General features: G+C 45.6%; 26 protein-coding genes and 1 tRNA gene. 14 read left to right on the plus strand and 13 right to left on the minus strand.

The features are described from left to right. Nucleotides 1-114: 114 nt before the first annotated feature. The 3 genes from AC5ZC7_RS22925 to AC5ZC7_RS22935 form a co-directional block, all read right to left on the minus strand. Complete coding sequence (locus tag AC5ZC7_RS22925; RefSeq protein WP_496158709.1) at nt 115-1341, minus strand: PepSY domain-containing protein; 1227 nt, start codon at nt 1339-1341, stop codon at nt 115-117. A gap of 168 nt (nt 1342-1509) precedes the next feature. Next, nucleotides 1510-1710: a hypothetical protein gene (locus AC5ZC7_RS22930; RefSeq protein WP_496158708.1), complete on the minus strand. Its 201-nt coding sequence runs from the start codon at nt 1708-1710 to the stop codon at nt 1510-1512. Nucleotides 1711-1792: 82 nt separating this feature from the next. Next, nucleotides 1793-2812: a glycosyltransferase gene (locus AC5ZC7_RS22935; RefSeq protein WP_496158707.1), complete on the minus strand. Its 1020-nt coding sequence runs from the start codon at nt 2810-2812 to the stop codon at nt 1793-1795. A gap of 118 nt (nt 2813-2930) precedes the next feature. Here AC5ZC7_RS22935 and AC5ZC7_RS22940 point away from each other — a divergent pair, with 118 nt between their 5' ends. The 6 genes from AC5ZC7_RS22940 (at nt 2931) to AC5ZC7_RS22965 (ending at nt 7946) form a co-directional block, all read left to right on the plus strand. Further along, on the plus strand, nt 2931-4079 hold the full coding sequence (locus tag AC5ZC7_RS22940) for an ATP-binding protein (protein ID WP_496158706.1): 1149 nt from the start codon (nt 2931-2933) through the stop codon (nt 4077-4079). A gap of 81 nt (nt 4080-4160) precedes the next feature. Further along, nucleotides 4161-4247 (plus strand) — tRNA-Leu (locus AC5ZC7_RS22945). A gap of 320 nt (nt 4248-4567) precedes the next feature. Next, nucleotides 4568-5815: a DUF2130 domain-containing protein gene (locus AC5ZC7_RS22950; protein ID WP_496158705.1), complete on the plus strand. Its 1248-nt coding sequence runs from the start codon at nt 4568-4570 to the stop codon at nt 5813-5815. Between the two features lie 18 nt (nt 5816-5833). Further along, complete coding sequence (locus AC5ZC7_RS22955; protein ID WP_496158704.1) at nt 5834-6451, plus strand: HAD-IA family hydrolase; 618 nt, start codon at nt 5834-5836, stop codon at nt 6449-6451. A 205-nt stretch (nt 6452-6656) separates the two neighbouring features. Further along, complete coding sequence (locus tag AC5ZC7_RS22960) at nt 6657-7295, plus strand: DUF4136 domain-containing protein (protein WP_496158703.1); 639 nt, start codon at nt 6657-6659, stop codon at nt 7293-7295. Nucleotides 7296-7325: 30 nt separating this feature from the next. Beyond that, nucleotides 7326-7946: an outer membrane beta-barrel protein gene (locus AC5ZC7_RS22965; protein ID WP_496158702.1), complete on the plus strand. Its 621-nt coding sequence runs from the start codon at nt 7326-7328 to the stop codon at nt 7944-7946. Between the two features lie 78 nt (nt 7947-8024). Here AC5ZC7_RS22965 and AC5ZC7_RS22970 read toward each other — a convergent pair whose 3' ends face one another. Beyond that, nucleotides 8025-9041: an FAD:protein FMN transferase gene (locus AC5ZC7_RS22970; RefSeq protein WP_496158701.1), complete on the minus strand. Its 1017-nt coding sequence runs from the start codon at nt 9039-9041 to the stop codon at nt 8025-8027. 115 nt (nt 9042-9156) lie between these two features. Continuing rightward, nucleotides 9157-10335, minus strand: a complete 1179-nt coding sequence (locus AC5ZC7_RS22975; RefSeq protein WP_496158700.1) for an acyl-CoA dehydrogenase family protein — start codon at nt 10333-10335, stop codon at nt 9157-9159. 360 nt (nt 10336-10695) lie between these two features. Here AC5ZC7_RS22975 and AC5ZC7_RS22980 point away from each other — a divergent pair, with 360 nt between their 5' ends. Further along, on the plus strand, nt 10696-10980 hold the full coding sequence (locus AC5ZC7_RS22980; protein ID WP_496158698.1) for a YciI family protein: 285 nt from the start codon (nt 10696-10698) through the stop codon (nt 10978-10980). A gap of 124 nt (nt 10981-11104) precedes the next feature. On the opposite strand, the gene pyrF is transcribed toward AC5ZC7_RS22980, so the two are convergent. After that, nucleotides 11105-11926 (minus strand): orotidine-5'-phosphate decarboxylase, encoded by an 822-nt coding sequence (gene pyrF / locus AC5ZC7_RS22985; RefSeq protein ID WP_496158697.1) that lies wholly within the window; start codon nt 11924-11926, stop codon nt 11105-11107. A 254-nt stretch (nt 11927-12180) separates the two neighbouring features. Then, nucleotides 12181-13278 (minus strand): P-loop NTPase, encoded by a 1098-nt coding sequence (locus AC5ZC7_RS22990; protein ID WP_496158696.1) that lies wholly within the window; start codon nt 13276-13278, stop codon nt 12181-12183. 126 nt (nt 13279-13404) lie between these two features. Between AC5ZC7_RS22990 and AC5ZC7_RS22995 the strand changes: the two genes are divergently transcribed. Together AC5ZC7_RS22995 and AC5ZC7_RS23000 are read left to right on the plus strand one after the other, a co-directional pair. Continuing rightward, nucleotides 13405-14070 (plus strand): carboxypeptidase-like regulatory domain-containing protein, encoded by a 666-nt coding sequence (locus AC5ZC7_RS22995; protein WP_496158695.1) that lies wholly within the window; start codon nt 13405-13407, stop codon nt 14068-14070. A gap of 67 nt (nt 14071-14137) precedes the next feature. After that, a complete protein-coding gene (locus tag AC5ZC7_RS23000) occupies nt 14138-15025 on the plus strand; it encodes a 3-hydroxybutyryl-CoA dehydrogenase (RefSeq protein WP_496158694.1) in 888 nt (295 codons plus the stop codon). 112 nt (nt 15026-15137) lie between these two features. Here the strand turns inward: AC5ZC7_RS23000 and AC5ZC7_RS23005 are convergent, their stop codons facing one another. Both AC5ZC7_RS23005 and ribD read right to left on the minus strand, forming a co-directional pair. After that, the gene (locus tag AC5ZC7_RS23005; protein ID WP_496158693.1) at nt 15138-15734 is read right to left on the minus strand and encodes a YigZ family protein; all 597 of its coding nucleotides are present in this window, start codon (nt 15732-15734) and stop codon (nt 15138-15140) included. 29 nt (nt 15735-15763) lie between these two features. Continuing rightward, the gene (gene ribD, locus AC5ZC7_RS23010; protein ID WP_496158692.1) at nt 15764-16777 is read right to left on the minus strand and encodes a bifunctional diaminohydroxyphosphoribosylaminopyrimidine deaminase/5-amino-6-(5-phosphoribosylamino)uracil reductase RibD; all 1014 of its coding nucleotides are present in this window, start codon (nt 16775-16777) and stop codon (nt 15764-15766) included. 135 nt (nt 16778-16912) lie between these two features. Between ribD and prmC the strand changes: the two genes are divergently transcribed. Next, nucleotides 16913-17776, plus strand: coding sequence for a peptide chain release factor N(5)-glutamine methyltransferase (prmC, locus tag AC5ZC7_RS23015; RefSeq protein WP_496158691.1), 864 nt, complete (start codon nt 16913-16915; stop codon nt 17774-17776). Nucleotides 17777-17873: 97 nt separating this feature from the next. On the opposite strand, the gene AC5ZC7_RS23020 is transcribed toward prmC, so the two are convergent. The 3 genes from AC5ZC7_RS23020 to pepT form a co-directional block, all read right to left on the minus strand. Beyond that, nucleotides 17874-18269 (minus strand): biopolymer transporter ExbD, encoded by a 396-nt coding sequence (locus AC5ZC7_RS23020; protein WP_496158690.1) that lies wholly within the window; start codon nt 18267-18269, stop codon nt 17874-17876. A gap of 11 nt (nt 18270-18280) precedes the next feature. Then, nucleotides 18281-18997, minus strand: a complete 717-nt coding sequence (locus AC5ZC7_RS23025) for a MotA/TolQ/ExbB proton channel family protein (RefSeq protein WP_496158689.1) — start codon at nt 18995-18997, stop codon at nt 18281-18283. A 73-nt stretch (nt 18998-19070) separates the two neighbouring features. Continuing rightward, on the minus strand, nt 19071-20318 hold the full coding sequence (gene pepT / locus AC5ZC7_RS23030; RefSeq protein WP_496158688.1) for a peptidase T: 1248 nt from the start codon (nt 20316-20318) through the stop codon (nt 19071-19073). Nucleotides 20319-20509: 191 nt separating this feature from the next. Between pepT and metE the strand changes: the two genes are divergently transcribed. Together metE and AC5ZC7_RS23040 are read left to right on the plus strand one after the other, a co-directional pair. Then, on the plus strand, nt 20510-22810 hold the full coding sequence (gene metE / locus AC5ZC7_RS23035; RefSeq protein WP_496158687.1) for a 5-methyltetrahydropteroyltriglutamate--homocysteine S-methyltransferase: 2301 nt from the start codon (nt 20510-20512) through the stop codon (nt 22808-22810). A 107-nt stretch (nt 22811-22917) separates the two neighbouring features. Further along, entirely contained in the window at nt 22918-23142 is a 225-nt protein-coding gene (locus tag AC5ZC7_RS23040; RefSeq protein ID WP_496158686.1) for a cysteine-rich CWC family protein, read from the plus strand. Between the two features lie 125 nt (nt 23143-23267). Here AC5ZC7_RS23040 and AC5ZC7_RS23045 read toward each other — a convergent pair whose 3' ends face one another. Then, nucleotides 23268-23696, minus strand: a complete 429-nt coding sequence (locus AC5ZC7_RS23045; protein WP_291916936.1) for an FKBP-type peptidyl-prolyl cis-trans isomerase — start codon at nt 23694-23696, stop codon at nt 23268-23270. A gap of 104 nt (nt 23697-23800) precedes the next feature. Here AC5ZC7_RS23045 and AC5ZC7_RS23050 point away from each other — a divergent pair, with 104 nt between their 5' ends. Continuing rightward, entirely contained in the window at nt 23801-24967 is a 1167-nt protein-coding gene (locus tag AC5ZC7_RS23050; RefSeq protein WP_496158685.1) for an exo-beta-N-acetylmuramidase NamZ domain-containing protein, read from the plus strand. 52 nt (nt 24968-25019) lie between these two features. Next, nucleotides 25020-25949: a methionyl-tRNA formyltransferase gene (gene fmt / locus AC5ZC7_RS23055; protein ID WP_496158684.1), complete on the plus strand. Its 930-nt coding sequence runs from the start codon at nt 25020-25022 to the stop codon at nt 25947-25949. Nucleotides 25950-26098 lie beyond the last annotated feature (149 nt).

The raw sequence follows: 26098 nt of genomic DNA on the forward strand, positions 1-26098 counted from the left end.
ACACAAAATTTTTTTTCAAACTTTTCTAAAAAAATTTTGCACGAATATATATATCAACTTACTGAAATACAGTACAGTAAAGCATTTCAGCAGAAAAAAAGTAATACTTTTTATTTACAATGCGTCCGTTACTACTACGCTACGAACCACTAAAGGCTTCTTTTTCGACTTTTTCTGCTTACCCCACCATACATAAAAACCCGTTACTGGCAAGGATGCACAGATGAAACTGATTATGAAAGCAATGATTTTTCCGGTAATCCCTCCAATAGCGCCCACATGAATATCATAGTTCATTTCTATCAATCGTTCCCCCCGGTTTTTATGACGGTCGTTGCGGCGACCTAACAGTTTGGCGCTATACTGGTCAAACTGTAATTCATCTGCGCCGAAATAGGTTTCTTTTCCTTTATAACCGCCAATTACATGCACGCCCTTCTCGCCGCTTGCAGGAGAAATGTAGATACGACGGGAGCCTTTTAGTACTGGCAGCGCCTTTTCAAAAGCCACATCCAGGGAATTGCCGGTAAGCGCAGCCGTGCCTTTCACTGACTCCTGCAGGGTTCTGTCCGGTGGCGTAGTGGTGCCGGCAGCTACCACATATACCGTGGCCTGAAACCACGTAAACGCCCATACCATGCCCGTCAATGCCAATACCAACGCGAGCGTCAGGGCGTAAAAACCCAATACATTATGCAGGTCATAGTTCACCCTTTTGAACCCCGCTTTCCATTTAATTTTAAAGCTCTTATCACGATTGGCTTTGTTCCATTTCTTAGGCCACCACATAATCAGCCCGGTAATCAGCAGGATCACGAAAATGAAAACACTCCAGCCCACAATAGGCTGCCCATAAGGCGTATTCAATAATAAACTCCAGTGAATAGACTTTATTACAGAGAAGAAATTATGCTTGTAGTCGATGATCCCTGTTACCTGCCCGTTATATGGGTTTATCATCACAGACTCATAATATTCCACCCCACCAAAATAGGTGAGGGCAGTATCATTCCCTTTATAGGTCATAAATTCCCAGGCCCGGTCTGGCGCAGGATAGGTAGTGATATTCAGTAACGGCTTACCGGGTCCCAGTATCCCTTCCGCCCGCTTCTTCAGCTCGCTGAGAGGCAGCACCGTATGGTTTTCCGGTGTTATATATAATTGCTTACGATAGTAATAATCATTGATTTCCTGCTGAAATACAAACAAACAGCCGGTAATACTTACAATAAGTACAACAATCCCTGATCCCAGGCCCAGCCAGAGATGCAATTTTTCTACTATTACCCTGAACAGCGATTTATGCTGCTTCTTTTTTAATTTATCCGTTCGCTTAAACATACTGTACCAACGGAGAGCAAATCTCCAGGATACAAAGTTGCCCGTAAAGCACGAGTATCTGTAATCAGATCCGGAATTTCATTTACGCAAAACGGAAAGTTGGGGCACAAAAAAAGCCTCCTCCGGAAAAACCGGAGGAGGCCTGGATAATTATGTGAAAGCAGTTGCTTACTTATATTTTGGATTATACAGTGAGCTTCCCTGTACTTTTACATCAGGTTTACCTGCATATCTGTGGGCGTAAAGACCATAGCTGAGTCCCAGGATGAAAGCCACCAGGCAAAACAACTGCACGTAAAACATCCAGCGGGAGCGGGAAACCTTGTCTAAGGTAATATCGTATTTATTTTCTACTGTATTCTGTTCCATAATCAGTTTATTTCCGCTGCAAACCTACATAATATTTTGAAATTTTCGAAGTTATTTGAGAGAGAAAGAAAACTTTCGGCGCCTATACTAACTCTGAGAATTTCTTATGTTTTAGAAAATAATACCGCCAGATCATGATGCCATGAAAAACGCCTTTCATTTTCATCAATTTCATTTCCGGCAAATTATCAGATCGCACATACTTACGGCGCCAGCGGTAATAATCTTTATAAGCCCTGTAAATGGCGGCCATATCCTTTGGTTTACCTGCTACCAGGCTTTTAACCCCGGCCAGGATATCCAGGAAGAAGCGTTGTACCAGCACAATCCAGCGGTCTTCACTATGCAGGTTTTTCCACAACATCATCAGGTTATTCCGGAAATTCAGGTATAACTTACGGGGATTCCCCTGTGGCAAACTACCTCCTCCCACATGAAACACCACCGACTCCGGGCAATAACAAATCCGGTACCCGGCGCGCTGTAAACGCCAGCAAAGGTCCACTTCTTCCATGTGTGCAAAAAAATCACGGTCAAAGCCCCCTACCTCATGAAAACAGGCCGAGCGTATAAACAATGCCGCCCCGGTAGCCCAAAAAACATCCTGCACGTCATCATACTGTCCGCGATCCTTCTCCACAGTATACAAAATACGTCCCCGGCAAAAAGTGTAGCCCAGGATATCCATCCAGCCACCCGCCGCACCAGCATACTCAAATTCGTCGGGCTCCTTATAAGCCCTCAATTTGGGCTGGCAGGCCGCAATACGCGCATCTTGCTGCATCAAAGCCACTACCGGCTCAATCCAGCCCGCTTCCACTTCCACATCCTGGTTCAGCAATACGTAAATATCTGCCTGCACTTGCTGCAAGGCATCATTATATCCACCGGCAAAGCCGTCGTTACGGGCATTCCGGACAATCCGGATCTGCGGGTAATGGGCCGCCACAAAATCCACACTGTCATCTGTAGAGGCATTATCTGCCAGCACCAGCTGCAGGTTGCCGTAAGTAGAACGGCAAACAGACGGCAGGAACTTCTCCAGGAAAGACTTCCCATTCCAATTTAAAATAACAACTGCTACTGATGGCAATACGGACAATGGATCTTACGTTTATGCGTGAACAATTATTTTTGAGATGCAAATATGCAACAAACGATGTTAATATTTGCCAATCATTACAGAATCAGGGAAGCCAAATATGGCTTAAATTAGAAGTATGTTTAAACAGTATATCGGATGGAAGTTTGTACTGGCCTCCATAGCAGTGCTCATTATTGGTACCACTATATGGTTTGTAAGTAATTTATCAAAGAATATCCAGGAAGAAGAACGGAAAAAAGTAGCCACCTGGGTGGAAGCCAACCGGGAACTGCTGCGCACAGATAGTGACGTCAACATCAACCTGGCCGTGGGCATTGTTACCAACAATACCACCATTCCCCTGATCCTGACAGATGAGGAAGGCCACATACTCGATAGCCGGAACATCGACTCCATACGCATTTCCCAGGACCCTAAGTACCTTTCTGAGCAACTGCGGGCCTTCAAAAAACAACACCCCCCCTTTATCATGGAGGTAGACGCCAAACAAAAAATGTATAACTACATCTATTACGGCGACTCCCTCATTCTCCGGCAAGTCCGGTACTACCCCTACATTCAGCTGTTTGTAGTCACCCTCTTTATCGCCATCGTGCTCTTTGCCCTCTCCAGCACCAACCGGGCCACCCAAAACCAGGTGTGGGTAGGATTGGCCAAAGAAACCGCCCACCAGCTTGGAACCCCACTCTCGTCTATGGAGGCATGGCTCGAAATCCTCCGGGAAAACGAAGCCAATACCACCATCGTTACAGAACTATCGAAAGACGTAGACCGCCTCAAACTCATTACGGACCGCTTTTCCAAAATAGGCAGCATCCCTAAACTGGAGGAAACCAATATTGTAGCCCAGATAGAGAACATGACCAATTACATCCGGAAAAGAGCGCCACAAAAGGTACAATTAACCGTTCATAGCACCGAAGAAGAACTCCCTGCTATGATCTCTCCCCCACTTTTCGACTGGGTAGTGGAAAATTTATTGAAAAATGCACTGGATGCAATGGAAGGCAAAGGGAAAATCGATATTACCCTGGAAAATCACTCCACCTACATCACCGTAGACATCGCTGATACCGGAAAAGGGATCCCTAAAATGAACTTCGAAAAAGTGTTCAAACCCGGATTCAGCACCAAAAAGCGGGGATGGGGCCTTGGCCTCTCACTTGCCAAAAGAATCATCGAAGAATACCACCGGGGACGCCTATATGTAAGAGCATCTGAAATCAATAAAGGCACCACTTTCAGGATCCTGTTAAGAAAATAATTGACCTTTCCGGGAAAATATGAATAAATAAATTTGCTTATTTTAAAAAAGCCATTATTTTTGCACCCCATTCTACCAGATGCGAAGGTGGCGAAATTGGTAGACGCGCTACTTTGAGGTGGTAGTGCCTGAAAGGGCTTGGGAGTTCGAATCTCCTCCTTCGCACCAAAAATTAAAAAACACTGCAGGAATGCCTGCAGTGTTTTTTTTTGCCACCTGCCGTTATCCTTAACAATTTCCTAATCCCTCCTTAACACCCTCCTAACATGCCAATCGGAACTTACATATACCCTAACGTGATTATGACATTACTACCCTCTGAAGCCCTGCCTGTTGTTTGTTCTACTAAATGTTGATAGATGAGGAAGGAAGCTGAAATTCCTTCCTTTTTTTATTCCGGCCGCCAATCCCCTATCTTTACGACATATTTTTTACTGAATACTATGGGAACATCAATCACCTGTCCCAATTGCAAACATCAGTTTGTCATGGAGGATGCATTTGCAGCGGATATAGAGAAGGAAATGAGAGGTAAAATGGAAGACGAATGGCGCCGCCGCCTCAAGTCGCTCCAGGATGAAAAAGATACCCTTCTCTCAGAAAAAAATAAAATGGCGCAGGAACGCCGCCAAATCGACACGCTCAAACAACAACAGGAAGAAGAAGTAAATAAACGGGTACTCGCTGAAAAAAAACAACTCCAGGAATCCCTGGAACTGGAACTGCGTAAATCCATTACTGCCGACATGGACAACCAAATGGCAGTATTACGCGAAGCCAACCAGGAACAGGAAGAAAAGCTCAAAGAAGCCCGTAAACAGGAACTGGAATTTCTCCGTAAAGAACAAGACCTGAACAACCGGGAACAGGAACTGGAAATCAGCCTGCAAAAGAAATTACTGGAAGCCCGCTCCGAACTGGCCGATAAAATACGCAAGGAAGAAGCAGAACGTAACAGCCTCAGAGATACCGAACACCAACTGCGCCTCAAAGAACTGGAAAAACAACTGGAAGACCAACGCCGCCTGGCAGAAGAAATGAAACGCCGGGTAGAACAAGGTTCTACACAGTTGCAGGGAGAAGTACAGGAACTGGTACTGGAAGAAATGCTGCGCGTCAACTTCCCTTTCGATGAAGTAACACCCGTAGGAAAAGGTGTACGCGGCGCCGATTGTATACAACTGGTACGCAACCAATACGGACAGGAATGCGGCCGCATCATCTATGAAAGCAAACGTACCAAGGAGTTTATCAAAGACTGGGTAGAAAAGCTGAAAGCCGATATGCGCAGCCAGGGCGTAGACGTAGCCATACTCGTTACGCAAACAATGCCGAAAGACATGGAACGCTTCGGTGAAAAAGACGGCATCTGGATCTGCACATTCGCAGAAGTAAAAGCACTCGCCTACGTACTCCGCGATGGCATCATCAAAATCTCCGGTAAACTGCGTACCCAGGAAAACAAAGGAGATAAAATGCACATGCTCTATGAATACCTCACCGGTGGAGAGTTTGCAGAGCAATGGAAAGCCATCCGCGAAGGATTTATGTCCATGAAATTATCCATACAACGCGAACGCGATGCCATGGAAAAATTGTGGAAATCACGCGAAAAACAACTGGAAAAAGTATTACTCAACGCAGCGCATATACGCGGATCTATTGAAGGCATTGCCGGCAACGACTCTGTAGACCTGCAACTGCTCGAAGATGCAGCAGATGACCTGTTAGACTAAATTTTCATTTTTACACTTATGCCATCAACTATTAATACCATCATTTTTGATTTGGGTGCCGTATTAATCGACTGGAATCCCCGACACCTCTATCGAAAAATCTTTTCTTCAGAAGCAGAAATGGAAATTTTTCTGCGTGATATCTGTACCTCCGAATGGAATGAAACACAGGATGAAGGCAGAACCTTCGCAGCAGGTACTGCTTTGCTGGTGGCGCAGTTTCCGCAACACGAAGCCAACATCCGCGCCTATTACGGCAGATGGACCGAAATGTTGAACGGAGAAATTGAAGGCACTAAAAATATCCTGCAGCAGTTAAAAGCAAGTGGTCAATATAAACTGTATGCACTCACCAACTGGTCCGATGAAACCTATCCCATTGCGCGGAATAAATATCCTTCCCTGCATTGGTTTGATGGAGTGGTAGTATCCGGTCGTGAAAAAATGCGGAAACCAGCCCCGGCTTTCTTTCAGTTATTATTAGACAGGTACCACGTAACAGCCGCCAATGCGCTATTCATTGACGACAACGAACGGAATGTGCTGGCAGCACGCGCATTTGGCATTGATAGCATTTTATTTAAAAATCCACATCAGTTAAAAATTGAATTAGAAAATCGATCTATTAATATTTAATCCATTTTGTTACTACTTGAATTTGTTAGCCCTTCTCCCACTTTAGGATTTCCTTAACACTGCACTGATAAACTTTCTGTAACAATCAACCATCTAAACCGTTCTAGAGAGGAACACGGAAACATGATTGTCAGGAATACCAACCTGTTGGATTTCTTCATCGTTAACCTGTGAGAAATTATTTTTTAAATTAATACGCTAGGACATGAAAAAAACATTGTTTTTATTCAGTGCCGCTGCCGCCGTGGTAGCGATGGTTTCATTCAGCAGCTGTCGTAAAGATCCTTTGAAAGATATGACTAACGAAGAGTCCAGGATCTACATCACTAACCACGACAGTACCGCAAATTTCACCTCTTATTCAACTTTTAGCATAGTAGATTCGGTGGCTGTACTAACGCTGAGCAGTGATACTGCCAAAAAAGCTTTAACAGACTACGACAAAAAATTGATTGCGTCTGTTACCGCTACCATGCAGCAACGTGGCTACACTTTAGTAAGTAAGGCTTCCAAACCTGATCTGGCAGTGAATCTTACCCGTATCGACAACTCCTACTCCAGCATCTCCTGGAATCCAGGATGGTGGGGCGGTGGTGGCTACTGGGACCCTGGTTACTGGGGATATCCTGGTGGTGGCTGGTACTGGCCTCCATACTATACCGTATACCGGGTAAACGAAAAGCAGGTAGCTATTGACCTCTTCGACCTCAAAAATCCGAAAAATGGCAAGTTCACAGCTGTGTGGAACGCGCTGTGGCGTGGGTCAGGCGTATGGACCACTGGTAACATTGATTCCATGGTGCAGGCATCTTTTGCCCAATCCGCTTACCTGACTAAAAAATAATGTTGACTTGAACTTTTAAATGAGAGGAAGATGAAAAAGATTATAAACTGGATATTAGTTTTTGCAGGATGTTTTGCAGCGCAGACAGTATCTGCACAGGTTCGTCCACCGTTGTCAGTGGATATCAACTATTCCATCGCACAGCCATTAGGATCACTGAAAGATTATACCGATAAAACCAGCTTCCGCGGCTGGAGCGCCGGCTTGAATTATTCGCTCAATGATCAATGGTCTGTAGGACTCCGTTCCGGGTTCCAGGACTTTTACCAACGGCTGCCACGTGCGGTGTATCCTGATAAATTAGGTGATGTATCCGCTGTACAGTCACGCACCTTGCAGGTAATTCCTATTCAGGCTACCGTAAGCTATGCCTTCACTAAACCTGAATCTGTAGTTATTCCATATGCTACTTTGGGTGTAGGTACCGCGAATATGAATTATGAAAAATATTGGGGTGAGTTTGTGGAGAAGAATAACAGCTGGCAGTTCCTCGTAAGCCCAGAAATAGGCATCAACGTGCCTTTTGGCAAAGCTTCACCAGTAATGTTTAACGCGAATGTGCGCTACAACTACGCACCGTATAAATATGCGGATATTACCAATTTCAACACCATCCAGGGAAACATTGGGTTTAAGTTCCATTTGAACTAAAACCTTCTTTTGTCCATATTCTAAGAAAGAAAGCGTGAGAGTGCGTCCCATCCGTCTTTATGGCGGATGGGATTTTTTTTAGAACTCCATGTATTGTTTAAATCCTTCGCTGAAAGCTTCTTTAATAGTACCGTCTTTATCTTTGTAGATGTAAATCGCCTCCAATCCATGTTCCGGATGTTGGGCAATAAAAGCCAGTCCTTTTTCCACCCCCATTAAGATAAGCGGATTATCAAATGCATCTGCTGTAAAACAATCTTTTGCAATGACCGTAACACTGATGATATTATTATGCAGCGCAATGCCGGTTAACGGGTGAATGGTATGTGCAAAACGGGTGCGTCCCTGGTCAAAAAAACGACGGTAATTTCCACTGGTAGCAATGCCTTTGTTGGGTAAACGCACCAATCCCTGTACCGGCTCATAAGTAGTATCTCCCGGCGATGGCCGCTCTATCCCGATACTCCATACTTTATGCTGGTGATTGTGTCCTTTGGCACACAACTCCCCTCCCACATCTACCAGGTAATTTTCAATCCCCTTTGACGCCAGGAAATGGCCCAATACATCTACTGTATATCCCTGTGCAATACCATTACAATCAATTTGCACACCCTTTTTGGTTGCATATAACCAGTCTCCCTTCACGCGTAGATAACGCGAACCAATATACGCCATCGCTGCCTTTATGCTATCTGTAGGTGGTATACCTTTGAAAGAAGGCTTGCTGACACCAAATCCCCACAGGTATACCAGCGGCTTCACCGTGATATCAAATAACCCATTGGTGGCTTTATTCGTCAACAATGCCTGCTTTATCACCGCCTGCATATGTTCATCCATTTGCACGGCGCCCGTTTCATTAAAACGATTGATCACTGAACCCGGCTTATACAAAGAAAGCGACTGGTCAATGACCCGGAAGATAGAATCGATCTGCGGTTGCAGTGTACTGGTATCTGTTGATAAATACTTCACAATGTAATAGGTGCCCTGCGCTTTACCCTCACAAGCCACCAGCTTCAACGCCGGCTCCTGCTGCGCCTTCACCGCAGTAGCCCATAGCAGGATACCCACAAATAGTAATCTGTTCATTTTAATTTTCATCAAAAAACATAAAGCAAAAAGCTATTATAGCGAATAATAATAAAAAAATCGCTTTTATTATCCGCTACAATAGCTTTTTGCTTTATGCTTTATGCTTTCAGCTTTATTTAAATGCGTCAAATCCGGTTACATCCATACCTGTTATCAGGAGATGGATTTCATGCGTGCCTTCGTAGGTCATCACACTTTCCAGGTTCATCATATGCCGCATCACAGAAAACTCCCCGGTAATACCCATGCCACCTAACATAGTGCGGGCGCTGCGGGCAATATTTGCGGCCACTTCGCAGGAATTACGTTTTGCCATGGATATTTGTGCAGGGGTGGCTTTGCCCTCATTTTTCAGCACCCCCAGGCGCCAGTTAAGTAACTGGGCTTTGGTGATTTCAGTAATCATCTCTGCCAGCTTCTTCTGCGTCAGCTGAAAACCGCCAATAGGACGGCCAAACTGAACACGTTCTTTCGAATAACGAAGAGCCGTATCATAGCAATCCATTGCAGCTCCAATAGCGCCCCAGGCAATACCATAACGGGCAGAAGAAAGGCAGGATAACGGGCCTTTCAGTCCTTTGGCCTCCGGCAATATATTTTCTTTCGGTACTCGTACATTGTCAAACACCAGCTCTCCGGTAGCGCTGGCACGTAAGCTCCACTTTCCTTTTGTTTCAGGAGTAGTGAAACCAGGCATCCCTCTTTCCACAATAATACCGCGGATAACACCAGCTTCATCTTTCGCCCATACTACGGCAATGTCCGCAAAAGGGGCGTTGGAAATCCACATTTTGGCGCCATTGAGGATAACATGATCCCCCTCTTCACGGAAGTTGGTAATCATACCGGCGGGATTGGAACCATGATCTGGTTCGGTAAGGCCAAAACAGCCCATTAATTCTCCTGTAGCCAGTTTAGGAAGATATTTCCGTTTCTGTTCTTCACTACCGAAAGTAAAAATTGGATACATCACCAGCGAACCCTGTACAGAAGCGGTAGACCGGATACCACTATCACCGCGTTCGAGTTCCTGCATCATCAGCCCATAGGAAATGTGATCCATTCCGCCACCGCCATAAGTTACGGGGATAGTGGGGCCAAAACAGCCCAGTTCTCCCAATCCGCTGATAATCTGCGAGGGAAAAGTGGCCCGCTGGCAATAGTCCTCAATGATCGGGGATATTTCTTTCTTCACCCATTGTCTCACCGCATCGCGGGCCAAAAGGTGTTCTTCATTCAACAGGGCGTCTACATTAAAGTAATCGGGCGACTGAAACAGATCTTGTTGCATTAACTACAGGTTTATTAACCCAATATAAGAAATTACGAATTACGAATTACGAATCAGGAATTACAAATGATGATAATCAGGGAAGGAACGAAAATGCCGATCAACCTGCTACGGCTGCACCAATAATGCATGATCCTGCAAAATCTTCGCTGTTATAAACGGGTTATTTCACAGCAAGTTAGTACCTTACAATCAAATCAGAGAGCTATGGCAAGCAAAGTTATACCTGCGCTTTTGCTATTGGGATTCCTAGTCATTGTGATGTTATCATTTCACCCCACACCATTACAATCCATTGCAGTCCGTGTGCTGCCCCCAAAAGTCAAACCTGTCGCACCCCCCGAACTAAAAAAGTATTGGATGGTTTTCCTGAAAAAGGGCCCCCAACGTAACCAGGACTCACTGGCTGCCGCAAAAATCCAACAAGCACATCTTTCCAACATCAACAAAATGGCCGAAACCGGCAAGCTGGTAGTTGCAGGTCCTTTTGGCAATGATGAAGATCTCCGCGGCATTTTTATTATGAATTGTAAAGACAGTCTCGAAGTAGTATCACTGGTAAATACAGATCCGGCAGTAAAAGCCGGCAGACTGGTATTTGAAGTGAAGCCGTGGTGGACTGTGAAAAATGCAGTGTTTAAATAATAAACGAAAAACATAAAAGCACAAAGCTATTATAGCGAATGATTAGAGCGCAAAAGATGATATATCCGCTCTGATCATTCGCTATAATAGCTTTGTACTTTTCGTTTTCGGCTTTATGCTTCCGCTATACTGCCGCTTCAATCTTATTCAGATACCCTGCCATTTCCTGTTGATATTTCAGGGCTTCATTTCTGGCATCAGTGGCAAAATCTTCTCCGTTACCGGCATAAATAATAGCGCGACTGGCATTTACCAACAGTCCGCAATCTTTATTCATGGCCTGTGTGGAAATTTCCTCCAGGCTACCACCCTGTGCGCCTACACCAGGTACCAGGAAGAAATGATCCGGTACCAGTTTCCGGATATATCCCAGTTGTGTGGACTGGGTAGCACCAATCACAAACATCAGGTTGTCTGGTGTACCCCATTCCATACCTGCTTTCAGCACTTTTTCGAACAGGAATTCATCACCTACCTGCTGCATCTGAAAGTCCTGGCTACCTTCGTTGGAAGTAAGTCCAAGCATGATTGCCCATTTTTCAGAGAATTGCAGGAAAGGCAGCACACTGTCTTTTCCCATATAAGGCGCTACTGTAACAGAATCGAACTTATAGGTCTCAAAAAAAGTTTTAGCGTACTGGGTAGAAGTATTACCAATATCGCCGCGCTTAGCGTCTGCAATAGTGAAAATACCGGAAGGGATATACTCGATAGTACGTTGTAAACTTTCCCAGCCACGGATCCCCATACTTTCGTAAAAGGCCGTATTAATTTTGTAGGCTACGCAAAGGTCTTTTGTAGCGTCAATAATCGCCTTATTAAAGGCAAACACCGGATCTGCATGAGAAAGCAGGTGTTTCGGAATCTTTTGTATGTCTGTATCCAGCCCTACGCATAAGTAAGACTGCTTTTCCTTAATCAGATTCACCAATTCCTGTCGATTCATAGTCGGTTAATTTGGGGCGCAAAGTTAAGTAAAACTTAAGTATTGGCGCTGCTTTAAACATATTATGATTACCTATAATGGCGGTAATTAAAGATACTCTTTTTCGGGAAAGCAAAAAGCGGAAAGCTGAAAGCAAAAAGCTATTGTAATGAAGCCACGATATGCATCGCTACTACCTTCGCTACAATAGCTTTTTGCTTTCAGCTTTACGCCTTTAGCTTTATTTACAGGTGCTTCTGCACAGTGGCTTTCGGCTAAACAATAATATCAACAATCTTAGTTGGTGCTATATTGGCGTTACGCATCGCAATGGAGCGTGCAGCTGCACCGGCAACATCCAGGAATGCTTTGCGGGTTAACTTTTCATCACCGGCCATTGCAGGTACGCCATCGTCTCCCCCTTCGCGGATACTTTGTACCAGCGGTATTTGTCCGAGGAATGGTATTTCCAGCTCTTCCGCCAGGCGCTTACCACCTTCTTTACCGAAAATATAATATTTGTTTTCCGGCAGTTCTGCTGGGGTGAAATAGGCCATATTTTCCACTAACCCGATAATAGGCACGTTAATTTGTTGTCCCTGGAACATGGCGATACCTTTTTTTGCATCCGCCAATGCCACATCCTGCGGAGTAGTCACGATGACGGCCCCGGTAACAGGCACGGTTTGCACCAGCGTCAGGTGGATATCACCGGTACCAGGCGGCATATCAATGATCAGGTAATCCAGTTCATCCCAATAAACATCTGTAATAAACTGTTTCAATGCACTGCTGGCCATAGGCCCACGCCACACAACGGCTTGTCTTTCATCGATTAGCAAACCAATAGACATAACCTTGATGCCAAATTTTTCAATCGGCTGAATCATGCCCTTGCCATCTACATTCACCATCAATGGTCTTTCTCCACGTACACCAAACATAATAGGAACAGAAGGTCCGTAAATGTCTGCATCCATCAATCCCACTTTAGCGCCATCTCTACCCAAGGCCAGCGCCAGATTGGCTGCCACCGTAGATTTACCTACGCCTCCTTTACCCGAAGCCACCACGATAATATTTTTGACCTTAGACAGTACTCCTTGTCCACTGGCTCTTTTGGTACTTACATTGGCGGTCATCACTACTTCTACGACAGCCTCTTTACTCACCATCATATGAATGGCGTTAACACAGGCATTCCGGATCAGGTCCTTTAACGGACAAGCCGGCGTGGTTAATATGACGGTAAATTTTACTTTATTGCCATCAATCTCTATATCTTTTACCATGTTCAGCGTAACGAGATCTTTCCCCAGATCTGGTTCCTCTACGTTGCTCAGGGCCTTTAAAACCTGCTCTTTCGTGATCATAAATTGTTGTTAATTTTGAATCCAGACAGCAAAGTTAACCCAATTGGGATTTAATTTACAATTTCTCTGGGCAGCTGATCAACTGCATGGAAACACGTAATTAAATTTTTATATCTTAGGGCCAGCATGCATCAGAAAAGATCCTACATACTGTCACTCATCATTGTTTTCCTTTTGTCACCTTTCCTATTGAAAGCACAGATTGCGGAATTCAGAGACAGCGTTATCCAGATTTCAGGTATTACCATGACGGCAGACAGCCTCCGGGCCATCCCTGCAGTAAGCGTACTGGTGAAAGGTCAGGGACGAGGAACTATCTCCAACAGGTCAGGTATATTTTCTATTGTTGTATTCAAAGGCGATACCCTCTCGTTCAGCGCAGTGGGCTTCAAACATAAAAACTACCGGGTACCACCGGATATCAAGGGGAACAGCTTCTCCCTGATACAGCTGATGGTAGAAGATACCACCTATCTCCCGGTAACTATCATCAAACCTTATCTCTCCAAAGAAGAATTTGAACGGGCATTCGCCAACGCAGATATCCCGGATGATGCCTACGAAGTAGCCCGGAAAAATACCAATAACGCCAGGCTCCGTGCCATGGCTCGCTTTATCCCTGTTGATGGACGGGAAGGCGTAAATCAATACTTCAACAAACAGGCGCAAAATCTCTACTACGCAGGCCAGCCACCACCACAGAATATCTTTAATCCACTGGCATGGGCCCAGTTCATACAAGCCTGGAAACGTGGCGACTTTAAACGGAAGGATGAAAGTTACGGCAACTAGATAACTAGTTTGTAATAGGTAATTCTTTAAATTAGTGCCCGATTCATTTCAGACAAATCACTACACCATGCAAAAAATTGCGGTCATCGGCGCCGGTACCATGGGAAATGGTATTGCGCATGTATTTGCTCAACACGGCTACGCCGTTACTTTAATAGACGTATCCGCCCCGGCACTGGATAAGGCGCTGCAAACCATTACCAGGAACCTCGACAGACAGGTTACTAAAGGCAGTATTACAGCGGAAGTGAAAGCTCAAACCATCGGCAATATTTCCCTGCAAACGGATCTCGCTGCTGGTGTGAAAGATGTTTCCCTCGTAGTGGAAGCTGCCACCGAAAATATTTCACTGAAACTGAAAATATTCCAGGACCTCGATCAGCACGCCCCGGCAGATGCTATTCTCGCTACCAACACTTCTTCCATTTCTATTACCAAAATTGCTGCCGCTACTAAACGCCCGGCAAAAGTAATAGGCATGCACTTCATGAATCCCGTACCAGTCATGAAACTGGTGGAAATCATCAACGGCTATGCTACGGATAAAGCAGTTACTGATACCATCGTAACGCTCTCCGAGAAACTGGAAAAAGTACCCTGCGTCGTAAACGACTATCCGGGCTTTATTGCTAACCGTATCCTCATGCCCATGATCAATGAAGCCATCTGCTCCCTGTTTGAAGGTGTAGCCGGTGTGGCAGAAATTGATACAGTCATGAAACTCGGTATGGCACACCCAATGGGACCTTTACAGCTGGCGGATTTCATCGGGCTGGATGTTTGCCTTTCTATCCTGCAGGTATTACACGATGGCTTTGGCAATCCTAAATATGCCCCCTGCCCGCTGCTCGTCAATATGGTAACAGCAGGTTATCTCGGCGTGAAAAGTGGGGAAGGATTTTATAAATATACTGCCGGTAGCAAAGATCTGGTAGTTAGCGAAAGATTTTCTTGAGAGCATAAAGCGTAAAGCAGAAAGCATAAAGCTATTATAGCGAATGATCATTGCGGATATTAACACGCTTTGATCATTCGCTATAATAGCTTTATGCTTTCTGCTTTACGCTTTATGCTTTCTTAATAACGAGACCGTAAATATCGCCTAAGCGCAAGAGACACAGTTCTTCGCTGGATTTAGGTATGCCTATTTCCATCTCACAAAATAATTGTAATTCCTGGGAAATAACAGTGCAGTTATTTTGCTTTACGACCATCATTACATCGTTCATGATCGTATAGTCAAAGCTGAGACGGTATTTGGCTTCTATATTTTTCTGGATCACCGGAATAAGCTGCAATACCATGGCAGCACTCATTTTGTAGGCGTTAATTAAACCAGGTACGCCGAGCAGGCTACCGCCAAAATAACGCACTACTACAATCAGTACATCCGTAAGCTGCTTGCTGTCTATTTGTCCCAGGATGGGTTTACCGGCAGAACCGGAAGGCTCCCCATCATCGGCAGCCCGGAACTGAAGGCCCGCCGTACCCAGGCGATATGCGTAACAATGATGAGTGGCTTTGGGGTGTTCTATCTTTACTTCTCCAAGGGCCTTTTTTACTTCTTCCGGAGTTTTAACAGGAAAGGCATACGCAAGAAATTTGCTGCCCCTGTCTTTAAACTCTGCTACTGCTGTTTTATCAATTGTAAAATAAACCTCCATCCATATCATTTAAATGCGCATTCAAAGAACTACGCAGGATCATAAAAATCAATATTATCACCATTTACGGACATGGTGTGTACGCGGATGGCATTGGTAAGTGTGGGCGCCATCCGTCCATTTACCAGTGTAACCATCCCCGTTATAACGCGGGCTTCATCCCATAATCCGGTATCGATAAATTGTTGCAATAAATGAGGGCCACCCTCTACCAAAATACTCTGTATTTGCCGTTGATGCAGCTGTTTTAGCAATGCTGGTAACATATTTGTAAAATCCAGCTGCATGGTTTCTGTTAACCCATGTGTTTCCGCGGGAGCAGCCGTCATGAATATGGTAGGAATGCTACCGTCCCACAGATGATGGGTACGCGGTACTTTCCCTTCCCGGTCAATAACCAGTCGTACCGGATCTTTGCCGGTCCACAGCCGGTTGTTGAGACGGGGATTATCCAACAGCGCTGTTCGGGTACCTATCAGGATACCCATTTCCTCACTACGCCATTTATGCACCAGCCGGTCGCTATAAGGGTTTGAAATCTTTACCGGCGCGCCATCTGCTGCGGCCATCATGCCATTGCTTGCCTGTGCCCACTTCAATACAATATAAGGCCGTTGCTGTTCATGAAAAGTAAAAAATCGGCGGTTAAGATGCCGGCATTCCGCCTCCAGCATGCCTGTTTGCACGGTCACACCTGCCTTTCGTAACTTCTCAATACCTTTCCCGGCTACTGCAGAAAAAGTGTCTATGCAGCCAACTACGACTTCTTTAATGCCCTGCGATACAATCAAATCAGCACAGGGCGGAGTTTTCCCATGATGCGCACAAGGCTCCAGGCTTACATACATGGTGGCCAGTGGAATCAGCGACCGGTCTTCCGGTACTACGCTGTTCACACAATTCACCTCTGCATGAGCCTGCCCATATTGTTGATGATAGCCCTCTCCGATGATCCGTCCCTGATGCACTAATACCGCACCCACCATTGGATTAGGTGCTACCCGTCCTGCCCCCATCACTGCGAGCTCCAGGCAGCGTTGCATAAAAAATTCATTGAACGTGCTATTCATATATACCGGCCGATGTAATATTTTTGCAAATGTATTCGTTTTTAGCCAGTGGAAAAGCCACTTCCCCAGGTTTGCATTTTCCTACTTATATTCCTTAAACTTTATATATTGACTATACAAACGGCCTTTACCTATATTACAGGTGCCATCAGTGAACTATATGATGAGCGGGAAGCCGCTAACATAGCGCATATCATCATGGAATACCTGACGGGTATGAGCAAACTGGATCGTATTGTACACAAAACAAAGATCCTGTCGCCCGATCAGAACCAACGACTAAAACTAGCCATCGAAGCATTACAACGGCACGAGCCGGTACAATACATTACCGGTACCGGCTGGTTTTATGGCATGGAGCTGCTGGTCAATAAAAATGTACTGATTCCCCGCCCGGAAACAGAAGAACTGGTAGAATGGATGGTACAGGATGCCGCCCACCGGCATCGCCTGCACCTGATGGATATTGGCACCGGGAGCGGATGTATTCCCCTGGCCCTGAAGAAATCGTTGCCTGATGCCATTGTCACCGCTGTAGATGTGAGTGAAGGTGCGCTGGAAGTAGCCCGCAGCAATGCTTCCCGTCAACGGCTGGAGGTCAGCTTCCGGCAACTGGATGCCCTGGATCCCGCACAGGTGGCCACATTACCGGAATCTGACATGATTGTCAGCAATCCCCCCTATATCACGCAAAGCGAACAAAAAAATATGCAGGAGCTCGTCTGGGGCTTTGAGCCTTCCCTTGCCCTCTTCGTACCAGACAACGATGCCCTGTTGTTTTACCGCCATATCTCCATCATGGCTAAAAATAAACTCGTTCCCGGCGGCTCTCTCTATTTCGAAATCAATGAAGCATTGGGCAAAGAAGTGGTGGCCCTCATGGAATCCCTGGGCTTCATAGATGTAGTGCTGAAACAGGATATGTTTGGGAAAGACAGAATGGTGCGGGGAAGCATAAAGACAAAAGCATAAAGCAAAAAAGCTATCGGGGCGAACAACCATTGCGGACATTAATTCGCTTTGATCATTCGCCCCGATAGCTTTTTTGCTTTATGCTTTCTGCTTTATGCTATTTATGCGCTGTTGCCAACACTACCTTGGCTCCCATTTCCCTCGCTACTTCCATTACATTCACCACATCTTCCACTGGTACAGATTTCTCTGCATTAATCACAATAGTAGGATCTATCTTTTCATTGCCAATAGACGGCGCCAGGGCCTGTTTCAGGTTATCGAACGGTACTTTGTTAGTGCCTACAAAAAACTCCCGCTTTTCATTGATACTTACTACCACCGTTTGCTTGGCTTTCGTGTTGCTCTTCGCTTTGGGCAACAGCAGTTTAATAACATTCGGATTAGCCAGTGTGGAAACAATCAGGAAAAACAACAGCAGAATGAACAAGATGTCATTCAGTGCTGAGTTGTGCATTTCCACCTGCCTTTTATTTCGCCTGCGTAAATTCATGATGGGTGGTTTTAGCGGGTAGGTTCCTGCAAGATATCGATGAATTCAGCAGAAGCGCCTTCCATCTTATTTACTACTTTATCAATTTGTGCATTCAGGTAACTGTAGCCGATGAATGCCACGATACCAATAATTAACCCGGAGGCCGAAGTAATCATCTTTACATAGATACCGCCTGCAATAGTTCCCAGTGTTATATCTGAAGTAATAGAGATGTTGAAAAAGGTTTGGATCATCCCCGCAATAGTACCCAGGAATCCGAACATAGGTGCAATACCTGCTATAATAGACAGGATCACCAGGTTCTTTTCCATCCGGTAAATTTCCAGTTTACCCACATTTTCCATAGATTTCTCAATATTATCGATCGGCTTGCCGATACGCTGAATCCCTTTCTCAATCATACGAGCAATAGGTCCTGCCGTATTCTTCGCCAGTGAACGTGCCGACTGCATATTACCGCTGGTGATCTGGTCACGGATCATCGGCATAAAATTATCAGGCAATTTACCAGCTTTGGCAATAGTGATGGCCCGCTCCACAAAAACATACACTGCTACCAGTGATAAGATACCTAACGGGATCATCAACACACCACCCTTCATCAGCATATCAATCAAATGAATCTCCGGAGGAGGCGCAGTAGCAGCGGATATGCCCTGTGCAACAGTATCTGCTTTGGGACGTAATAAAGAATCCTGTAATAATGTAATTAAACCTAACAACATGAACTATATTTTAACGGGTGCATAAGTAGAACACTACTATAAACGCTTAAAGTAATAAAATATTTGCGAAAAGTTACGCCTTCTCCTCCCAAAGCTGTGCCAGATATACAATTGTTTGCACCGCTTTCTGCATATCCTGTATGCTCACATATTCATGTTTACTGTGTAAGGCCATCTCCCCGGTAAATATATTCGGGCAGGGTAATCCCATAAAAGACAACCGGGAACCATCTGTACCACCACGGATACTCATTCTCAACGGTTGTACACCGGCACGGCGAATCGCTTCTGCCGCGTAGGCGGTTACTTCCGGATGATGCACCAACACCTCCTTCATATTACGATATTGTTCTGTTACTTTCAACGTGGCCTTTGCGCCATGATACTTATCCAGCACTTTTTCCATGATACGGCGCAAATATGTTTCATGCGCCTCCAGGTGAGCCGTTTCAAAGTCACGGATAATAAAGTCGATCTCAGTTTTTTCCACATTGCCCTGTACACGTACCGGATGGATAAATCCTTCCCGGTCGTCGGTTGTTTCGGGCGACAGGCCATCTTTCGGTAACGCATCTACGATTTCTGCAGCAATCTTGATAGCGCTGATCAGCTTATCCTTGGCAGCTCCGGGGTGCGCACTAACACCATATACGGTGATCCTGGCGCCGTCGGCAGAAAAGTTCTCATCTTCCAGTGAGCCCAGTTCACCACCATCCATGGTATAACCAAAGCTGGCAGCCAGTTTCTTCATATCTACTTTTTCTACCCCACGTCCTACTTCCTCGTCGGGAGTAAACAGGATGCGGATGGCACCATGCTTTACTTCCGGGTGTGTCATCAGGAAGTGGGCAGCATCCATAATTTCAGCCACACCGGCTTTATCGTCTGCTCCCAGCAAGGTAGTACCGCTGGCAGTAATAATATCATCTCCTTTCTTGCTGGCCAGGTAAGGATGTTCTTTGGCACTGATCACCACGGTTTCATCATCCGGCAGCGCTATGTCGCCACCATCGTACTGTTGATGCACAATTGGCTTCACACCAGTACCACTGCTATCCGGAGAGGTATCTACGTGAGAACAAAAACAAATTACCGGTACCTGCTTGTCGGTGTTGGCAGGAATAGTAGCATATACATAACCATGTTCATCCAACTCTGCGTCCGTAATGCCCATCTCCTGTAATTCCTGTACCAGCAAGCGTGATAAATCCTTCTGCTTTTCCGTAGTCGGAAAAGTATTGCTCATCGGATCTGATTGCGTATCTATTTGTGCATAGCGCATGAAGCGCTTGTCGACTGTGTATGCGTAATTTGTAAACATATTGCAAACCTAAGGAAAAACACCTATACACTCCCTGCCGTAAATTATTCTGTTTTACCACCGCTCACAATATCCTAAAAAGTAATTTATTCTTTTAAAAGATCTTTTTTTAAGACAAAAATCTAAATATTCATCACAATATCGAACAAACAAACAATAATAATAGGTTTGCAAGAATAAAATACATCCTAATGCTTACCAATATTGCAGGCTATCCTAGAATAGGCAGCCAACGGGAACTGAAAAAAGCTTGTGAAAACTACTGGGCCGGAAAAATCTCACTGGAAAGACTGGAACTAACGGCCAGGCAGCTACGAAAAGAAAACTGGACCTTATTACAGGAAGCAGGCATTGACCTCATTCCCTCCAACGACTTCTCTTATTACGACCAGGTACTCGATATGTGTATGACAGTGGGCGTGATCCCGTCCCGCTTCCAGGCATTACGACAAACATTCGCCAACCCTAATTGCCCGGAGCTGTATTTCGCGCTGGCAAGGGGTTACCAGAAAAATAAATTTGATATCACCGCCCTGGAAATGACTAAATGGTTTGATACCAACTATCATTACCTGGTGCCTGAGTTCGAATCTAACCAACAATATGCCCTGCATCAACCTAAATGTGTACAGGAATTTAAAGAAGCCCTCAGTCTCGGCATTACTACCAAACCCGTGCTGATAGGACCTGTTACCTTTATCCTGAGCGGTAAAATAAAAGACGCCGGTTTAAGCCATACCACTTTGCTGGAAAAACTGCTGCCGGTATATATCCAATTGCTGGAAGCCCTACAGGAGGCAGGTGCCACCTGGGTGCAACTGGACGAACCCTCCCTCGTGACCAATCTTGAACCGGCCATCGGAGAACTGTACAATACCGCCTATACTGCCATCCGTCGTGCATTACCAGATCTGAAGATTTTGCTGGCCACTTACTTTGGTGGGTTGGAAGATAATACTGCCCTGGCTTTGCAACTGCCGGTAACCGCATTGCATATTGACCTGGTACGGGCGCCGGAACAACTGGATGCAGTACTGGCGGACTTACCGGAAGATAAAATGCTGTCGCTCGGTGTAGTAGACGGCCGCAATATCTGGAAAAACGACTATACCGTTTCCCTGGCACTCCTTCATAAAGCCATCATCAAAATCGGTGAAAACCGGCTGCTGCTGGGCACTTCTTGCTCGTTACTACATGTGCCATACGACCTGGAAGCAGAAACAGCCCTGTCTCCCGAAATAAAACAATGGATGGCATTTGCCAAACAAAAAGTAGGAGAAGTAGTAGCACTAAAGCAAATTATTGGTGGTGACAACAGCTTACTGGCAGATAATGAAAAAGCGATGAACAGCCGCAAAACGTCTGCCAGCATACATCTTCCCGCCGTAAAAGACAGGATTAAACAGGTAACTACCGCCGATACCCAGCGTCATAGCACGTTTGCACACCGCCAGGTATTACAGCATGCGGTGCTACAATTGCCCCTGTTTCCAACTACTACCATCGGCTCTTTCCCGCAAACAACGGAGATCAGGCAGCTACGTGCCGATCTGAAAAAAGGGGTTATCTCCCAGGAAACCTATGACGCAGAAATCCGCATTGCCATTACCGACACCATCTACCGCCAGGAAAACCTGGGCCTGGATGTACTAGTCCATGGCGAGTTTGAGCGGAACGACATGGTAGAATATTTTGGAGAACAACTGGATGGATTCGCCTTTACCCAACACGGATGGGTACAAAGCTATGGTACCCGTTGTGTAAAGCCACCTATCATTTTCGGTGATGTGCAACGTCCGCAACCGATGACGGTGGCCTGGAGCCGCTATGCGCAATCCCTCACCAATAAGCCGGTGAAAGGAATGCTGACAGGCCCGGTAACCATTCTGCAATGGTCTTTTGTGCGGAATGATCAACCCCGCATGGACACGGCGTTTCAACTGGCACTCGCCATCCGCGATGAGGTGCGCGACCTGGAAGACGCCGGCATTACCGTGATACAGGTAGATGAGCCGGCGTTACGCGAAGGCTTGCCACTCCGCAGGGCGGCACGTGCAGCCTACCTGGAAAATGCCGTGAAGGCCTTCCGGCTGGCGGTATGCACTGTAGATGATGCCACCCAGGTACACACACATATGTGCTACGCGGAATTCAACGATATTATTGAACACATTGCCGCTATGGATGCGGATGTGATTACCATAGAAACCTCCCGTTCCCAAATGGAGCTGTTGGAAGCATTCGCGCACTTCCGCTACCCTAATGAAACAGGGCCGGGCGTATACGATATCCACTCGCCCCGGGTACCCACGGTGAGTGAAATGGAAGCATTACTGGAAAAAGCGGCGGAATTATTACCGGCACGTAATATCTGGGTAAACCCTGACTGCGGGCTGAAAACGCGGAAATGGGCAGAAACAGAAGCTGCGCTGCGTAATATGGTCACAGCAGCAAAAAATGCAAGGATAAAACAACCAGCTTTTAGCCGTTAGCTTTTAGCAAATGCGGCGAAGACCATCATATACTAATTTCCGCTGCATTTGCTAAAAGCTAAAAGCTAATGGCTAAAAGCTAAAAAAAACCTTCGTACTTTCATGATATGGCATGTCATGAAACCGTTACCTGTCCGCGCTGCCAGCATACCTTTGAATGCCGTGTAGGCACCATTTTACGCTGTCAGTGCCAGGACATTACCTTATCGGAAGAAGAACGACACTTCATCCAACAGCAGTATAGTGGTTGTCTTTGTATAGATTGCTTACATGAACTGAAATCGGCCTATCCTGGGCCAGCCGCTCCTTTGAAGAAGGATCATGAACGGTAATTCTACAGCTGTTGGCTTTTAGCCATTAGCTTTTAGTAAAAATGCAGCGGAGATTAACATGTTATGTGTTAATCTCCGCTGCATTTTTACTAAAAGCTAAAAGCCAATGGCTAATAGCCAAAACATTATACGATTTCAACCAGCTCCAGGTCAAATACCAGGTCTTCACCAGCCAAAGCGTGGTTAGCATCCAAGGTAATGAACTCGTCGCCGATAGCAGCTACTTTCACCTGAAATACCTGGCCCTGAGGATTGCTCATCTGCAATTCCATGCCTACTTCCGGATTCAGATCAGCTGGGATATTCGCTTTAGGAAAATCCATGATCATTTCATCGCTCTTAGGACCATATGCCTGATCAACAGGGATATGAATGGTTTTCTTGTCGCCAACTTTCATGTCCAGCACACCATTCTCAAATCCTTTGATAACCATACCGGCACCTACCTTGAATTCGAGTGGAGGTCTGCCCTCTGATGAATCAAAGGTAGTTCCATTCGTTAAACGGCCATGGTAATGCACCTTCACTGTATCCCCGTTTTTAACAGCTTGCATAAAAATTAATTGTTTAGTGTTAATAATTACGCGCAAGATACAAAAAGCTGCTATAATCCGCTTTTTTTGATGCAGCCAATAAAGCTTTGCTGTATCTTAACGCTATGAACCGTATATTACTTATTTGCATCCTCCTGGCCGGATGCCTTATGGAAGCCTCCGCACAATACGCGGATCTCGTACTGCCAGGCGCTACACAAACCACCCGTTATCTGCCCCTGCTGAAAGATAAACGGGTAGCCATGATGGTGAACCAAACCGCCACCATCGGAAAAACCCACCTGGTTGACTCACTCCTGAAACTCCATGTAAAAATTCAAAAGATATTCAGCCCCGAACATGGCTTCAGAGGCACTGCCGGTCATGGGGAAACAGTAGCCAACAGCATCGACTCTGCCACCGGTATTCCCATTGTTTCTCTCTACGGCAAACACCGCAAAGCTACCGCAGCAGACCTGAAAGATGTAGACATCCTCCTCTTCGATATACAAGATGTAGGTACCCGGTTCTTTACCTATATTTCCTCCCTGCAGGAACTCATGGAATCCGCCGCAGAAAACAAAAAGACCCTCGTTATCCTGGACCGCCCCAATCCCAACGGAGATTACGTAGACGGCCCCATCCTCGATACCGCTTTCCGCTCCTTTATTGGCATGCAACCTATTCCTATTGTACACGGTATGACGGTAGGCGAATACGCCCGCATGCTTAATGGAGAACACATGCTCAGCAAAGGCGTGCAATGCAACATTAAAGTGATTCCCTGCGAAAACTACAGCCACCAAACCTTCTACCGCGTTCCTGTTAAGCCTTCTCCCAATTTGCCTAATATGGCCGCCATCAACCTGTATGCTTCTCTCTGCTTTTTTGAAGGTACAGTGCTCAGCCTGGGACGCGGCACCGACAAGCCTTTCCAGGTATACGGCTCTCCGCTGTTTCCCAAACAAGGCTTTTCTTTTACGCCCCGCGCCAGCGCTACCAACCCTTCACCGGTACTCAAAGATCAGCTGTGCTACGGCTACGACCTGAGTAATGCGCCGGAAACCGTGCCTCACAAAGGCCGCAGAATTGAATTGAAATGGCTGATAGATGCGTACAAAACGTTCCCGGATAAAGACAAATTCTTTATTCCCTTTTTCTCAAAAGTAGCCGGTAATACACAGCTACAACAGCAAATTGTGAAAGGCGTATCTGAGGAAGATATCCGCAAAAGCTGGGAACCTGGCTTAACAAAGTTTAAAACAATAAGGGCAAAGTATTTACTGTACTAGCTTTTTGCTAAAAGGGAATGGCTAACCCCTAAAAGCTTTATTTTTGCACCCTATGAGTAAAGATCTCCGTATAATTTTTATGGGTACGCCCGATTTCGCCGTGGCCTCCCTGGATATATTAGTGCAACATGGTTTTAATATTGTTGCGGTGATTACTGCGCCCGATAAGCCCGCTGGCCGCGGTTTACAGCTGCAGGAAAGCGCCGTAAAACAATATGCCGTAAGCAAAGGCTTAACCGTATTACAACCGGAAAAGCTGAAGAACCCTGATTTCATTGCTACTTTGAAGGATTTGAAAGCCGATCTGCAGGTAGTAGTAGCCTTCCGTATGTTACCGGAAATAGTATGGAATATGCCACCGGAAGGCACTATCAACGTACATGCGTCGCTGCTGCCGCATTACCGTGGTGCCGCCCCTATCAACTGGGCGATCATCAACGGTGAAACGGTATCGGGTGTAACTACTTTCAAACTGCAGCACGAAATCGATACGGGCGACATCCTGTTCAGCGATAAAGTAGCGATCCGGGAAGATGAAACGGCCGGCGAATTACATGATGCGCTCATGCAAACCGGCGCAACACTGCTGCTCAAAACAGTGCAGGCCATCGCAGCAGGCAATGCTGTAGGCACACCACAAGCCGATATCCCTGCCGCCGATATTAAACACGCACCTAAAATATTCAAGGAAACCTGCCAGATCAACTGGCAACAGCCGCTGGACAAGGTCTATAACCACGTAAGGGGACTAAGTCCTTATCCGGCTGCCTGGACCATTTTCCAGGGCAAGAACCTGAAAATATATAAGGCGCATAAAGAACATACACCCCCATCCAAAGCACCTGGTGAATTTGATACGGATCAGAAAACTTATGTGAAAATTGCAGCAGCAGACGGGTATTTATACCTGGATGAAATACAGCTGGAGGGCAAGAAGAAGATGGATATTGAAGCATTCTTGCGGGGATATCGCTTTCAATAAAGGGAAAGCCAATGTTTTTTTGTCTTGTTCAGGATTAAACTGATTAGACTGATTTTATTTTTTTGATTTAAAAAAATTGGGGAAGATATAAGCGGATACATTTACCGTTTATCTTCCCCAATTTTTTTAAATCAAAAAAATAAAATCAG

This window comes from Chitinophaga sp. 9-1-y, assembly GCF_059511905.2.